Source organism: Mucilaginibacter sp. SG564 (genome assembly GCF_013149275.1).
GTDB lineage: Bacteria > Bacteroidota > Bacteroidia > Sphingobacteriales > Sphingobacteriaceae > Mucilaginibacter.
The window spans coordinates 179,912-194,873 of record NZ_JABGNA010000009.1 but is presented as its reverse complement, the minus strand read 5'-3'; the positions used below and the strand labels follow the sequence as shown (position 1 = coordinate 194,873).

The window sequence follows — 14,962 nt, the reverse complement described above, 5'->3', positions numbered from 1 at the left end:
TTTACGTTGCTTTTACCACGGGATGGCAGGGCTATGTTAACTTTGCATATTCTAAAAAAAAGAAAAACATGAAGATAGAGATATGGTCTGATGTGATGTGTCCGTTTTGCTACATTGGCAAACGCCGTTTTGAGGATGCGCTGCAACAATCAGGGCACCAGGAGCAGATAGAAATTGAATGGAAAAGTTTTCAGCTCAACCCCGATATGAAAACCGATCTGTCGACCAATATTAATCAATACCTGGCCGATGCCAAAGGCTGGACACTGGATTATGCCGCTCAACTGAACGATCATGTAACCCAAATGGCCGCCGAGGTTGGCCTCACCTACAATTTCGACCGCGCCGTAGTAGCCAATAGTTTTAATGCGCACCGTTTTACACACCTCGCCAAAAAACATGATCTGGGCGACGCCGCCGAAGAGGCCTTGTTTAAAGCCTACTTTACCGAAGGACAGAATATTGACGATAACGATACCCTGATTAAGTTGGGTATAAGCATTGGCTTAGATGCCGCTGAAATAAAGCAAGTATTAGCAAGTGATACTTATGCCGATGAGGTAAAATACGATATAGCACAAGCGCAGCAGTTAGGCATCCGTGGCGTTCCGTTTTTTGTGATGAACAATAAATATGGCGTATCGGGCGCACAGGCCGTTCCCCTATTCCTGGAAACTATCGAAAAATCATTTAGCGAGTGGCAGCAGGAAAATAAAAAGCCTTCATTAACCATTATTGAAGGAGAATCTTGCTCACCCGATGGCGATTGCGGATAATTCTATATCGCGGGTAAATATTTATGTATCAGGCAAAAAACGATTTAGCCTGTTAATTTTTAACATATTTGTTATACCTTTGTATATACAATACATAGTGTAACAAATACACTTACATAAATATCAATGATCGACGCGCCAGCTGTACCTCTTCCTGTATCAAAAAAAGCACTCCGCATTGCTGTGGGGGCCATGTTTTTTATGGCCGGCCTTAGCTTTTCGAGCTGGGCATCGCGCATTGCTACGGTACAACAAGACATGGGACTCTCTGATGCTGCTTTGGGCGCAGTATTATTCGCGTTGCCGGTAGGTTTAATGTGCTCCCTCCCTTTTTCGGGCTGGATCATCACTAAAATAGGCAGCCGTAAATTGCTGATCAGCGCTTTGCTCATCTATTCGATGGCCCTGGTGACTTTAGGTTTGGCGCAAAATCCTTTTCAACTGATCATTTGCCTCATCTGTTTTGGCTTCAGTAGCAACGCCGTAAATATATCTGTAAACACCCAGGCCGTACTTACCGAAGAATTATATCAACGCCCCATCCTGGCCTCATTTCATGGCTTATGGAGCCTGGCAGGATTCACAGGCGCGGGTGTGGGTACATTTATGATCGCCAACCATGTAGCGCCTTATCATCATTTTATATTAATGATGGTGGTGATCATGATAGGTGTAATTATAGCAGCCCGCTATCTGAAAGATGATAAAGTAGCCAACGCGGGTCCGGTTTTCGTGATGCCCGATAGCTCGCTGATCAAGCTGGGTGTTATCGCCTTTTGTTCGATGATCTGCGAAGGCGCCATGTTTGATTGGAGTGTTATTTACTTTAAAAAGGTAGTGCTTGCACCAACAGCCCTTGTAGGCGTGGGCTTTACTGCTTTCATGCTTACCATGGCGGGAGGCCGGTTCTTTGCCGATAAGTTCGCGCACCGTTATGGCTTAAAGCGCACCTTGCAGGTAAGCGGTACATTAACGGCTACGGGTTTGCTTTTCGCGGTAGCATTTCCTCATGTATATACAGCCATAGCCGGTTTTTTATTGGTAGGTGTTGGTGTATCATCGGTTGTGCCCATGGTTTTTAGCGCTGCGGGCAAATCAAAAACCATGCAGCCGGGTGTGGCTTTGGCAGCAGTATCAACTATAGGCTTCCTGGGCTTTTTGGTGGGCCCGCCCCTCATTGGTTTCATAGCGGGCCTGGCAACATTAAGGGCTTCGTTTATCCTGATAGCCTGCATGGGGATATCGGTAGTAGTGGTATCTACCAAAGCCAAAATTTGATCACTCCCTGTTCAAATCATCTTCTGTAGGGTTAAGCAAATACTCAAACTGCTCATGTCCGTTATGAAAAATAAATTTCAAACGCTCTTTGGGTGCTTCAATATCCAATGACATTAAGCCGATGGTTTGCGGCAGGTTGTCCCTTATTAATTTCAGATCGGTTATATGGGGCATCTCCACGAATATATCCTCTCCCTGTGCCTCTATCTTCCATCCCGGCAGGTTGGCGTGATTTAGTACATCGATCCATTTTTGCTGATAAGTGTTCATATTGCTATTTATAGAAATAAAGGTTTGAGCACCTGACTTGGTTTTAAATAATTCCTTAATTTAGGAGCGATGAGGCAAAAAACTCCCATTGAAAAGATCGCTGCTCCTGTAAATAAGTTCATCCACCAGGAACATACCAGCGGCATTGTGCTTTTTATCAGCGTGGTTATAGCCATCATTTGGGTCAACTCCCCGCTGGAGCATTTCTATCATGCCCTTTGGGACATCAAATTTTCCCTGGGCTTTAACGGTCATGTACTTGATCATTCCCTGCACCTGTGGATCAACGACGGACTGATGGCTATATTCTTTTTTGTGATAGGCCTGGAGCTGAAACGGGAGTTTATGGCCGGTGAGCTTTCCTCCATCAAAAAAGCATCCTTCCCCATGGTGGCTGCTTTGGGTGGTATGCTGGTACCGGCCCTTATTTATTTCCTGATCAACAAAAACACCCCATCTGAACATGGCTGGGGTATCCCTATGGCCACCGATATTGCCTTTGCGCTGGCACTGCTTTCCATCGCGGGCAAACATATCCCATCCTCCATCAAAGTATTCTTATCAGCCCTGGCTGTGGCAGACGATTTGGGTGCTGTACTGGTGATTGCTATATTTTATAGTTCGCATATTGCCCTAATGCCTTTAACCATTGGGGTTTGGTTATTGGTGATACTGCTTATAGGCAACAAAATGGGCATCAGGCCTATTGCTTTTTACCTGGTGATAGGCTTCGCTGTTTGGGTAGCTTTTTTACTTTCGGGAGTGCACGCCACTATTGCGGGTGTATTAGTGGCCTTTACCATCCCTGCACGTACCCGCATCAACGAAAAAAATTATGCCGATAACCTGCGCAAGCTACTGCTCAATTTTGAAAATGCCATCCCTAACAACAGCACCCTAACCACTCCCGAGCAGCATGACACTATCGAAAAAATAAAGCAATTAAGTATGGATGCCGAAACACCGCTGCAAAAAGTAGAATTTATGCTGCACCCATGGGTGGCTTTTGTGGTGATGCCGCTTTTTGCTTTGGCCAATGCCGGTATCGTGATCGGCGCTAACTTCTTTTCGTCACTGGCTAACCCAGTAAGCCTGGGAGTGGCAATCGGTTTACTGGCGGGCAAGTTTGTGGGTGTGTTATTGGCCACCTGGCTTATGGTAAAATTTGGTGCGCAACTGCCCGCAAAATCTACCTGGAAACAGATTATCGGGGTGGCCCTGCTGGCTGGCGTGGGCTTTACCATGTCGTTGTTTATATCGGGGCTTGCCTTTAGTCACCCGGAAATGGTTGATCAGGCTAAATATGGTATTTTGTTAGCTTCCTTATTGGCAGGTGTGCTTGGAGTACTGGTGTTGAGGAAGGCCCGATAGTGAGTTAGTGAGTGGTGAGTAGTGAGTTTTTTGTCTGAACCTTGATTCATACGATTTAAGGATTCTCAGGATTTTAGTCTAAATTGTCCGTCATTTTTAACTCACAACTCACAACTCACAACTCACAACTCACAACTCACAACTCACTATTCGGCTTGCCATACACACTCAAAGGTGTAAGCCTGTCCTGAAATATTACTTTCCCGCTATTATAAAACTTTATAAAATCATCGGCACTTATCTGTCCTGGATAAGGCACAAAATAATGGCTCGCAGTGCCGTTTCGCCAGGCCAATGCATAGGATAGTTTGTGCTTGACCAATGTGGGTAGCAAAATTTTTGTCCACCAGTCGGCTTGGGGTATTTGTTCATAACCCGTTTCGGGCAGGCAGGCTACTTTATGATGTTTGGTTGCTATGGTCTCTAAAATAGTAAGGCGATTATCCAGTTTGGTTTGATAATCGGCAACGTTAGTGTAGCAGTAATTATCAAAACCCACAAAATCAACATAGTCATCGCCGGGGTAGCGTTCCAGGAATTCCCCTTCTGAATCAAAATCGGCGGCGGAATATACGATGAGCAGATTATGCAGTTTTTTCTTCTTACGCAGGTAATCAATAGTAAAGCACCACAGCGTTTTAAATTCATCGGCCGACGAAGTATTTTTGCCCCACCAAAACCAGCTGCCGGTGAGCTCGTGAAAAGGCCTGAACAGGATGGGAATGGCTTCGCCGCCAGGACCCTTCATATCGGCCATATATGCGGCTGCTTTATCCAGCCAGGAAACATAAACATCATGGTAAACCCCGCCAGGTATCAATTCTTTAACCGTATGTTCTGTGGTATCCCAGGCCGTTTTACCATTGGCCGGATTATCCATGTGCCAGCAAAAAGTATTGATACCGCCGCGCGCATAGGCTTCCCTTACCAGTTGTTTTTGCAGTTTAAAAGGGACCCCGTTAATATCATTAATACTGTCGTGCTCAATTTTAGCCAAATCCCAACCATACACCGCCGGGTATGAACCCGTAACACTTTTTACATCCGAGCCGTTGAGCTCAAACTTCCAGTTAACACCATAAGCCGTATCGTCATGGTGTCCAAACAGAACGCCGGCACCCAACAAACGCTGCATACTAAAAAAGAGAGCGCTGGTTTCGGCCGTGGCTTTCTTATCGCAGGGGCTATATAATTGCGCGCTGGCCAACAAGTTGTAAAACAATAAAAACAAAGCGGTAATGATTATATACCTCAAAACTATATGCATATTTTAATAAACAGGGCAAGCCACTAATTTACTATTAAAAGTGTTGTTGAACAGAAATTTTACACTCCATCAACTATATTTTTCTCAGCCCTGTCATTCAATATAAATTATAACTGTTACGTTTGCAGCCAATTGCGGTTTTATTTTTTTACCCATATGGTCAGAAACTTAAACTCAATTTAATATGTTATTAAAAACGGCCTCCTTAACTTTCAGCAGGTTAATCCATGGCCTATAATTTGGCTTGTTAATTGTATAGTGAATTTAGATTTTATCATGCAAAAACAGAAAACTGCCATATTATATATCAAGTTCAAACAATTGCATCAGGTTATTGTAGAGTAACCATAATTAATTTGTACAAATACCTACTATATCGTATTTAATGGATACAGCAGAAAGCACAACAGCGGTTAAAAAGAATTCGAAGTTTAAACAAAGCCTCGTTAACTTTTTTACCGATCTCTATAAGATCAACCAATTTATTTTGCGTTTTTTCAGGGAGGCATTCGTCCCCCCGTTTGAATTTAAAGAGATCGTAAGGCAGTGTTTCGAGGTAGGTGTACGTTCTTTTACCTTGATATCGGTTACCGGTTTTATTGTTGGGGTGATATTTACCAAACAGTCTCGCCCGTCCTTATCCGAGTTCGGAGCGCAGTCATGGTTGCCATCATTGGTATCTATCGCTATTATGCGTGCGCTGGCACCCCTGGTTACCGCCCTTATCGCATCGGGTAAAGTAGGTTCAAGTATTGGCGCCGAGCTGGGCTCTATGCGTGTAACCGAACAAATAGACGCCATGGAAGTATCGGGCACCAAACCTTTTAAATTTTTGGTGTGTACACGCGTATTGGCCACTACCCTTACCATTCCTATTTTATCAACTTATACCGGTTTGATAGCCATATTGGGCGGATTTTTAAATGTAAGTCAGAACGAAGGCACCAGTTGGAGTACCTTTATACAACAGGTATTTGAGCCTTTAACTTTTGTTGATTTTGTGGCATCGCTCATCAAATCAATCGTATTTGGTTTTACCATAGGTATTGTAGGCTGCTACCAGGGATACAATTCGACCAAAGGAACCGAAGGTGTTGGCAAGGCAGCTAACGGCGCCGTAGTTACCGCCATGTTCCTGGTATTTATTGAAGAAGTGATTATTGTACAGATAACCAGCTGGTTCCGTTAATATGAAAAAGACACATACACCAACAGATCACAGCAACCCGGTTATCAGTATCAGAGGGCTTAAAAAAGCCTTTGAAGATTATGCCGTACTGCGCGGTATCGACCTTGACCTTTACCAGGGCGAAAACCTGGTGGTGCTGGGCAGGTCGGGTACGGGTAAATCGGTATTGATCAAGATCATTTCGGGCCTGTTGAAACCAGACGCGGGCGAAATAACCGTACTGGGGCATAATATGGAGCAAATAACCGAAAAAGAACTGCAGGAACTGCGGGTGAGGATCGGCTTTTCGTTCCAGAACAGCGCTTTGTATGATAGTATGACGGTTCGTAAAAACCTGGAATTTCCATTGGTGCGTAACCGTAAAGGCATTACCCGGGCTGAGATCAATACCGCGGTGGAAACCGTGCTGGATGCCGTTGGTTTGTCGCAAACCATTAACCAGATGCCTGCTGAGCTTTCGGGCGGTCAACGTAAACGTATCGGTATTGCCCGTACGCTGATCCTGAACCCCGAGATCATGCTGTATGACGAGCCCACTGCCGGTCTTGATCCGATAACCTGTATCGAGATCAATGACCTCATTAACGAAGTGCAGCAGCGTTACAATACTTCATCTATCATCATTACGCACGATTTAACCTGCGCCAAACAAACCGGCGACCGTATAGCCATGCTGCTCGATGGGCAGTTTCAGCGTACCGGCACTTTTGATGAGGTTTTTGATACCGACGATACCCGGGTTAAACCATTTTTTGATTACAACTTTATTCACTAAGAACAGACATTATACCATTATCATGGATGCAACAGAAAATAGAAAAGCAATAATAGTAGGCATATTTTTAGCGCTTGGCCTCATCGTATTTATCTTGGGGGTATTCACGCTTGGCGGCCAGCAAAAAAGCTTTGTAAAAAACATAAAAATAAGCTCCGTTTTTAGCGACGTAGCCGGACTAAAAAAAGGTAATAACGTATGGTTTTCGGGCGTTAAGGTAGGTACCATCAGCGAGGTTAAATTCATCGGCCCATCAAAAGTACAGGTGTTTATGAATGTTGATCAGGCCACTCAGCAATATATACACCGCAACGCCGGCGCCAAAGTAAGCTCCGACGGGTTAATTGGTAATAAGATCATCGTGATTGATGGCGGTAGTCCGCAAGCTCCTGAAATTCAGGACGGCGACGTATTGCAGGCCGAGAAAATGCTCTCAACCGACGACATGTTGAAGACCCTACAGGATAATAACCAGAATCTGCTGGCTATCACCACCGATTTTAAAGTACTGAGCCATAAAATACTGGAAGGCAAGGGAACTGTTGGCGCCTTAATGGCCGATAGCACCATGGCCATACAACTGCGCGGCGCCATGCGTAATTTACAGGCCGCCACACAAAGTGCTGCAAACATGGCCGTACAGTTGAATAATTTCAGCGCCAAAATGAATACCAAAGGCGGCTTTGCCGATAAACTGCTTACCGACACAGCTACTTTCAACAAAATAAGCCAATCGGTTGCCCAGCTGCAAAAAACAGCGGCGAATGCATCAACCCTTACCGAAAACCTGACCAAAGCCAGCAATAAACTGAATACTACCGACAACATTCTGGGTGTGCTGCTGAACGATCAGAAAGGCGCCACACAGGTACAAACCACACTGAACTATCTGCAACAAAGCTCGGTTAAACTTAATGATGACCTGGAAGCAGTACAGCACAATTTTCTGCTGCGCGGCTTTTTCAAAAAGAAGGCAAAAGCCAAGGCTGATAGTTTAAAGGCGCAATAAACTTTATACTACAGGTATGCAAAGCGGATGTATGGTATTGGGGATAATTGAGATGTGCGCGGCAGGGCTGCTCATTTTTTTGGCTTATCTTATCAAATACAAAAAAAGAGTTGAGATCATTGCCGGTTATGACGAGCGAACCTGTAAGGACAAAGACGGTCTGGCCAATTGGATAGGCGGCAGTCTCCTGATCACCGGGCTCCTATGCCTTTTATTAGGCATTGTAGCCACCCTAATGCCCAACCATACCGATCACATGCTGATCGCTTTTGGCATTATTGTACTTCTCTGGGTGGTTATAGTTAATGTAGGCGGACGGAAGTTTAAGGGATAATCTACTTATCTTCTCACAGCCGTCGCTCAGCTCCAGCCTACAGGTGTTGAGAAGAAGAAAAAGTTGTCATTTCGACGAGGTACGAGGAGAAATCTTATACGTCGAGATAAGCAAATTGTACAAGATTTCTCTTCGCCCTCTGCCACAAACCCCGGCTTCTGCTTATCGAAATGACAAATTTGGTAGGAAATTATATCTTCCCAACACCTGTAGGCTGTAGCCGAGCGACTGCTGCTGTGCTCTTCTACGCCACCGTATCCGGATGCAAGATCTTGCCCGGAAACTCATCCATGTTTTTATAATACATTTTGGGATCTACACTGCTTTGTTCCATTGCCCACACCGCCATGGTGTACAAAATAGGTTTTAAACGCATACCTGCATCAGTAAGCGTATAGCTAACATAAGGCGGCACTACAGGCTTCGCTTCTCTTACTATCAGATTATCGGCTTCTAACTGCTTCAGATGCTGGATCAGCACTTTTTCGGTAATGGCCGGGATGGCTTTTTTGATCTCACTGTACCGTTTGCTGCCCGATAACAGGTGAAACAAAATGATGGGTTTCCAATACCCCCCTATCTTTTCCATTACATAGGTTACCGGACATTCTTTAAATGCGGTCTGCTTGTTTTCCTGTATGGTTGAACTCTCTTTGATTGCTGTCATGGCTACATACTTCAGGGTAAGTACTTGTATAAAAGTAAGTACTAAGATAGCTTTGCTGGTAATAAAAACAAAATATAAAGTTATGAAAATCACCGTCACAGGCTCATTGGGCAATATCAGCAAACCACTGGCTAAACAATTAATAAGGGCCGGCCACCAATTAACTATCATCAGCAGTAACGCCGAGAAAGCGGCAGCTATTGAAGCCATAGGGGCAACAGCGGCCATCGGCGTAGTTACCGATGTAGAATTCTTAACTCGAGCTTTTACCGGAGCTGATGTGGTGTACACCATGGTGCCGCCTTATTTTGGGGCAAACAACTTCCGGGAATATGTGCGGAGTATCGGTAAAAATTACGCTGAAGCTATTGAAAAGGCAAGCGTGCCACGTGTGGTAAACCTGAGCAGTATAGGCGCGCATCTTGATGCAGGCACTGGCCCTATCGCCGGCATGCACGATGTGGAACTGGAACTGAATAAGCTGAGCAATGTAGCCATAAAACACCTACGTGCGCCATTCTTTTATGTAAACTTTGAGGGCAATATCGATATGATCCGGAATATGGGTATTTTAGGTTCTAACTACCCTGCGACAGCCAGATTAGTTATGGTTCATCCGGAGGATATTGCTGCCGTTGCCGCGGAAGAAATACAACAGGAATTTACTGGCAAAAGCATACGCTACCTGGTAAGCGACGACCGTACCATGGGCCCCATAGCCACCGTTTTAGGTACCGCCATAGGCAAACCAGAATTACCTTGGGTTGAATTTACCGATGAGCAGGCCTTGAACGGGATGCTGCAAAACGGCCTGCCACCCGAAATGGCCCGCAATTTTGTAGAAATGGGAACCGCTATAAGATCAGGCTTATTATGGGGCGATTATGATCAAAATAAACCCAAAGTACCGGGTATTATCAAACTGGAAGCCTTTGCACAGGAATTTGCAGATAGGTTTAAATTGGTCTAATACCTCACCCTGCCCTCTCCTTTGGAGAGGGTTGGTTAAGATTTTAAATAATCGCTTTTACTCCCGGTATTTTCACCAGTAAACTACCCAAAACAAATGAACCAATAACCGCCAACGGTGCCACAAAAAGCAATTTTATAGCAGGATCGGCATCCAATGGTCTGAATAACATGGACAAGGAAATCAGCACCAACGGATGAAATATATAAACCGCAAAAGTAGCTCTCGACATATTTTTCATGAACATTGATTGACTATTCCATCTTTGCCTGGCAATACCCAGTAAAGCCACAATGATAAATATCCCGGTGAACTGCTCCCAGCAGGCATACATTAAGGATTGCCAATGTCCGTCGCCGCTAAAAGTTTCTACAGGGCTGTTGGTAACTTCTTTGATATAATATATTACCGGAAACACCACTAAGATCATGACAGCAACCATAACGGCGAAGCCCTTACCCATTTTATAGCTCACTATATTAAGCCATTTCCCGCGCGAGGCTACTATACCTAAAGTAAATAAAGCGATATATTGTACAAAGTGCCCCAACTGAAAACCTACTGGTTTTAATACCCAGCCCACCGGAAATACCGACCGGACCAGGTAGCTGCCTAAAGCCAGTGTAAGCGCAAATAAAACCACAGTGAGCGTGGAAGGCATTTTCCCCGATGCGGATAGTTTGCTTTTAAACAACAACATGATGCCCACATACAATAAACTAAACAGCAGCAGGGCGGCCACAAACCATAATACCCCAAAATCTATCCAGGGATGAAAACCACCAAGGAACTGGATGTAGGTAATGTCATGACCCAGTGCAAAACGGTAAACCAGGAAGCATAATACCGGCGACAGGATAAATGAATAAAATATAAGGGGGATACCCAGACGTTTTAACCGATCGATGGTAAAACGTGCAGCGCCTTTTTTATGGTAGGATGATTCGGTGAAATAGGCCGAGATAAAAAAGAAAAAGCCCATAAAAAACGACTGATTGGTGGCCACAAACAAGGTCATCGGTATTGATGCAGCAACAGAGGTTGTTTTTTCGGCATAATACCAGCCGCCGGGGGCGCCATAAGTAATAAAAGCATGATGCAATACCACTAAAACGGTAAGCATTACTTTTAGATTATCGATATATACAATTTTAACTGTTTGTGTATTACTGCCAGCGGTAGCGGGTAATACAGCGGTTTGATCTTGCATTGGTATAGGTTAAGCGATATTTTATAATTTGATACACCTAAAGGATGCTTTTATTTCAAATTAGTTACACCGCTTTGCAATTATTTGATCAATTGTCCGGCATTGCGTTTATCCGGGGGGAGTGCCATGAAGCTTTTATAACTTGCACTTAAATAGTTGGTGAGGTTAAAATCATTGGCTGTATAAACCTTAACCGATGGAATGTATAACAATATAAAATTTTCAAGATCAGTACCTGTTAGGGGAACGTACTTAGCTATATTATCGGGTTTAAACACATTGGTAATCTCATCGCGTACTTTTTCGTTCTCTAATAACTCTGCTTGTTTCCTTTTATCTTTTTCGTCTTTGTTCCAGTAATGCAAGCGAAGTATTACACCACCTTTGGGATCACCTTTTGGATTGCCCGGGCTGGGTGCATTACGTTGATAGATCATGGTTTGCCCATGAAACTCCGGGTCAACATAACCACTTGCCGGCTTTTTGATCTCCACATTGGTTACTTTTACCTCTTTCAATTCATTTTGCTTAGCCGCTATAAGCACCTGAATACCACGCAAATCAGTAACAACAACAGTATCCGGAAGATAAAACGAACTTTTAAACAGGAGAATGTCGCCGCCTTTGGCGGGGATGCTGAACTTACCTGCTTTATCGGTTGCGGTGACTTTGCCATTGGTTGAGTTTTCCACCCGCAAACCAGCAACTACGGTATGAGACTTGATCTCATAAACAGTACCTTTCTGTACACCCTGCCCATAGGCCAGTGCCGAAACAAAACAAGCGATCAATATGAGCAGGAACTGACGAGGCATATATAAAGTATCCAAAATAACAAAACACAAATTTACAGATAAACTTTTTAACTTATTTTAACATATTGAGAAACCAATAACAGAAAGAAAAGGGCGCCAGTTGGCGCCCTTTTGATTAACGAGATACGTAATATTAAACGTATAGTTTATTCCTCACTCTTTCCCCCTTCATTCTCCTTCTGTAGCTTTTTAAGCATTTCTGTGCCTATCAGGGCATCTATTATACCGTTACCTCCGTTGTCTTTACCGCTTACCAATATTTCTGGTACCAGTTTAATACCGGCTGCGGCAAGGGCTTCGGCTACACGTACAATGGCGTATTGTTCGGTACCCATGGCTTCGGTTTTTTGTTTGGTTACCTCAGCTTCGGCCAAACCGATGGCTTTGATCTTGGTACTTTCTGCAATACCATTTACCTCGGTAGCGTTAGCGTCGGCCTTAGCATTCACTGTTTTGGCCTCAGCATCGGCTTTGGCTATGGTAATCCTTACTTCGGCATCGGCCTTAGCATTAATGGTTTTGGCTTCAGCTTCACCATGTGACGCTGCAACTTTTGAGGCAGCCATCTGGGTGTTGATCTCAACCTGGCGGGTTGATTTTACCACCTCTGGCTGCATATCGGCACCGGCACGGGCGCTTTCAAATTCCTTACGTTCAATTTGCGCATGGCGTTGTATCTCGTAAGTCACCTTTTCCTCTTCGGCCAGTTTACGGTCGGTCAGGGTTTTCATCAGGGCGGCTGGCGGTACTATGTCACCAATCAGGGTATCTACACCAATTACGTTATAGGTGGTTAATACCGCGCCGATATGGTCACGTGCATCACTTTGCCTTTGGATACGGTTAGCCAAAAAGCCTATCACGTCACTCTTTTGTGCCGAGTTACGGAAATAGTTGGCAATAGTAGGTTCCAATACCTGCGATACCAGGTTTTTCATCTTACCAAAACGGGCTATTACCTTTGGCGCTTCGTTACGTGGCACGTGGATGATCTGTGACACATCCAGGTTGAATGTAAAACCATCAGATGACCTTACCGTAATAGTACACAGGTTTTTATCCAATTCATGTGCTTCAGTGCGGCTATCGGCCCAGTTCAACACAATGTTGGTTGTTGGTACAATCTCCACCGCATGAGTGTAAATGTTGATCGGGTGTTTACCCGGATCAAGCGGATCTTCCCAAACACCTTTCTGGCCACGATGAACGATATTACCATGTTTAAAGGCATCGCCACTGGTATCTTTACCTTCGGGCCCAACAAAGGAGTTTACTACACCTACATAACCAATAGGTATATAGGTCATATCTACCTGTTCAACAATTACAAACCAAGGGTTCAGGTAATAAGTACCGGCCAGTATCACGTCTTCCTGCAAACCTTTACGACCACCGGCATTAATAAACGCGATAGGGTCCTGGTAGTTTTTATGGCCCGATACAGATTCACCGGCAATCTCGCCCTTATCCAGCGGCTCGCCATCCAACGTAGTGACGATACCTACTTTATTTTCGTGGATCTGGGTGATGGGTACCATCTCAATCTCAAACAAGAAGGTGTTGATACGGTAACTACCTGGCGTAAGGAAAGCAGCCTGCGGACCTTTTTGCCCATTATTGTCCAGGAAGGCAATAGCATCCTGGAACTTGTCGCAATCAACCGGTTTACCCAGCACACGACCTGTATCCAGCGAAGCTCCGTCTTTTGCCTTTACCAGTCCCAGCTTGTTTTGCTCAATCACGGTAAACGCCTCCATGGTAATACCATACTGCCATGGCCACAAACCCCAGTACAAACCAGGGGCAAGCGCTTTGGCCTGCATACCAGCCTCGCCATGAATAGCGATGATACGACCATCGGGCAAACGCGATTTGCTTGACAGAGTGAACTTTTTGACCACCAGTCCGATACGGTTATCCGGCACGATCACCATACCGAAAAACACGCGCAAAACAAATTTGTACATCAACAAAATCAGGATGACAGGCACAGCCCACCAAAGCATAACAATTAGATTGTTGTTCATTTTTTTTAAGATTTAAATAATTTGATTTTTTAACGGAACCCTTAAGGTGCGGGCCCTCACAATAACTTATAGCTTAAACTGGATTGGAGTACCTTGGCTATATAGTGTCATTAAGACAGTTGCAATTACAGGATGTTACAACTTTTTTAAAAAATATTTTTGACCGCTGATTTTTTTGATTTCGTTGATTACGCTGAAGCATGATTTACTGGATTAAGGATTATAGGATTTTTACCCAAGATGATATTTTCCGGTAACAATTCATAATGAATTAATTGTAAACAATTCAGTTTACCGATAGTTAAATCAATAGTATCTCATTTAATCTTTACGGTCATGAATACTTCAATATCAAAAAACACCAGCAAAAAAACTACTGATAGTAAGAACAGAAAGCAACTCGAAACAGAAGCGCCAATAAGCGAAAAAGACGAGGTAAAAAAAGCCGAAGAGCGAACAAAAAAGCACCTGAAAGGCAAAAGCTGATTTTATACTTTAACCGTAATTGCATAGCTTAGATTAAATTAATGCGATCATGAAATTTTACGGTTTTATATTATTTGCACTCTCGCTATTTGTTATGGCATCATGCAAACCGGCAGTTACCACCCAGGCACTTACCGGCAAATGGAAGTATATAAAAATAGAGCACCCAAATGCCAGCCCGCCGGATACGGTAAAAAAGGCCGAGTTGGATGAGGCTGTGCCCTACATACAGTTTACGCCTGAAATGAAATATACGATTGTATGGGGAGGTAAATTCCTGTCGCACGGTGCTTTCACGCTCAACGGCAGCAATATGAATGTAAAAGAAGTACTGCCCGATGGCAAGACCCGTGATTTTGTCTTTTATGTATCGGAATTAACGGATGATAAGATCGTTTTTGAAAGCACCGGCCCCGAAGGATCAAAGGTTACGGCTTTGCGGGCGAGTAAGTTTTAGATTTTGCTTTGTCATGCTGAACGCAGTGAAGCATCTATTATACGACAAGCAAAGCATGTTG

The 14,962-nt window shown here is 44.1% G+C and carries 16 protein-coding genes; 10 read left to right on the top strand and 6 right to left on the bottom strand.

Annotated elements, in window-relative coordinates:
- The first annotated feature begins 68 nt into the window (after nt 1–68).
- Nucleotides 69–776 (top strand): DsbA family oxidoreductase, encoded by a 708-nt coding sequence (locus FHW89_RS21405; RefSeq protein WP_172337089.1) that lies wholly within the window; start codon nt 69–71, stop codon nt 774–776.
- Between the two features lie 126 nt (nt 777–902).
- A complete protein-coding gene (locus FHW89_RS21400; RefSeq protein WP_172337088.1) occupies nt 903–2,054 on the top strand; it encodes an MFS transporter in 1,152 nt (383 codons plus the stop codon).
- Here the strand turns inward: FHW89_RS21400 and FHW89_RS21395 are convergent, their stop codons facing one another.
- Entirely contained in the window at nt 2,055–2,324 is a 270-nt protein-coding gene (locus FHW89_RS21395) for a hypothetical protein (RefSeq protein ID WP_172337087.1), read from the bottom strand.
- 69 nt (nt 2,325–2,393) lie between these two features.
- Between FHW89_RS21395 and nhaA the strand changes: the two genes are divergently transcribed.
- Nucleotides 2,394–3,695 carry a Na+/H+ antiporter NhaA gene (nhaA, locus tag FHW89_RS21390; protein WP_172337086.1) on the top strand — a complete coding sequence of 434 codons (1,302 nt, stop codon included), beginning with the start codon at nt 2,394–2,396 and terminating at the stop codon, nt 3,693–3,695.
- A 136-nt stretch (nt 3,696–3,831) separates the two neighbouring features.
- Here the strand turns inward: nhaA and FHW89_RS21385 are convergent, their stop codons facing one another.
- Entirely contained in the window at nt 3,832–4,962 is a 1,131-nt protein-coding gene (locus tag FHW89_RS21385; RefSeq protein ID WP_172337085.1) for a glycoside hydrolase family 26 protein, read from the bottom strand.
- Nucleotides 4,963–5,347: 385 nt separating this feature from the next.
- Between FHW89_RS21385 and FHW89_RS21380 the strand changes: the two genes are divergently transcribed.
- The 4 genes from FHW89_RS21380 to FHW89_RS21365 are packed head-to-tail and all read left to right on the top strand — an operon-like array spanning nt 5,348 to nt 8,269.
- Complete coding sequence (locus FHW89_RS21380; protein ID WP_172337084.1) at nt 5,348–6,151, top strand: ABC transporter permease; 804 nt, start codon at nt 5,348–5,350, stop codon at nt 6,149–6,151.
- 1 nt (nt 6,152) lies between these two features.
- Nucleotides 6,153–6,926: an ABC transporter ATP-binding protein gene (locus FHW89_RS21375; protein ID WP_172337083.1), complete on the top strand. Its 774-nt coding sequence runs from the start codon at nt 6,153–6,155 to the stop codon at nt 6,924–6,926.
- Between the two features lie 22 nt (nt 6,927–6,948).
- Nucleotides 6,949–7,935, top strand: coding sequence for an MlaD family protein (locus FHW89_RS21370; protein WP_172337082.1), 987 nt, complete (start codon nt 6,949–6,951; stop codon nt 7,933–7,935).
- A 16-nt stretch (nt 7,936–7,951) separates the two neighbouring features.
- On the top strand, nt 7,952–8,269 hold the full coding sequence (locus FHW89_RS21365; protein ID WP_172337081.1) for a DUF3784 domain-containing protein: 318 nt from the start codon (nt 7,952–7,954) through the stop codon (nt 8,267–8,269).
- A 244-nt stretch (nt 8,270–8,513) separates the two neighbouring features.
- On the opposite strand, the gene FHW89_RS21360 is transcribed toward FHW89_RS21365, so the two are convergent.
- Nucleotides 8,514–8,936 (bottom strand): helix-turn-helix domain-containing protein, encoded by a 423-nt coding sequence (locus FHW89_RS21360; protein WP_172337080.1) that lies wholly within the window; start codon nt 8,934–8,936, stop codon nt 8,514–8,516.
- A gap of 82 nt (nt 8,937–9,018) precedes the next feature.
- On the opposite strand from FHW89_RS21360, the gene FHW89_RS21355 reads away from it, so the two are divergent.
- Nucleotides 9,019–9,906, top strand: a complete 888-nt coding sequence (locus FHW89_RS21355; RefSeq protein WP_172337079.1) for an NAD(P)H-binding protein — start codon at nt 9,019–9,021, stop codon at nt 9,904–9,906.
- Nucleotides 9,907–9,949: 43 nt separating this feature from the next.
- On the opposite strand, the gene FHW89_RS21350 is transcribed toward FHW89_RS21355, so the two are convergent.
- The 3 genes from FHW89_RS21350 to FHW89_RS21340 form a co-directional block, all read right to left on the bottom strand.
- Nucleotides 9,950–11,116, bottom strand: coding sequence for an acyltransferase (locus FHW89_RS21350; RefSeq protein WP_172337078.1), 1,167 nt, complete (start codon nt 11,114–11,116; stop codon nt 9,950–9,952).
- Nucleotides 11,117–11,196: 80 nt separating this feature from the next.
- A complete protein-coding gene (locus FHW89_RS21345) occupies nt 11,197–11,931 on the bottom strand; it encodes a hypothetical protein (RefSeq protein WP_172337077.1) in 735 nt (244 codons plus the stop codon).
- 146 nt (nt 11,932–12,077) lie between these two features.
- A complete protein-coding gene (locus tag FHW89_RS21340; protein ID WP_172337076.1) occupies nt 12,078–13,958 on the bottom strand; it encodes an SPFH domain-containing protein in 1,881 nt (626 codons plus the stop codon).
- Between the two features lie 336 nt (nt 13,959–14,294).
- Between FHW89_RS21340 and FHW89_RS21335 the strand changes: the two genes are divergently transcribed.
- Together FHW89_RS21335 and FHW89_RS21330 are read left to right on the top strand one after the other, a co-directional pair.
- The gene (locus FHW89_RS21335) at nt 14,295–14,444 is read left to right on the top strand and encodes a hypothetical protein (protein WP_172337075.1); all 150 of its coding nucleotides are present in this window, start codon (nt 14,295–14,297) and stop codon (nt 14,442–14,444) included.
- 49 nt (nt 14,445–14,493) lie between these two features.
- Nucleotides 14,494–14,901, top strand: a complete 408-nt coding sequence (locus FHW89_RS21330) for a hypothetical protein (protein WP_172337074.1) — start codon at nt 14,494–14,496, stop codon at nt 14,899–14,901.
- Nucleotides 14,902–14,962 lie beyond the last annotated feature (61 nt).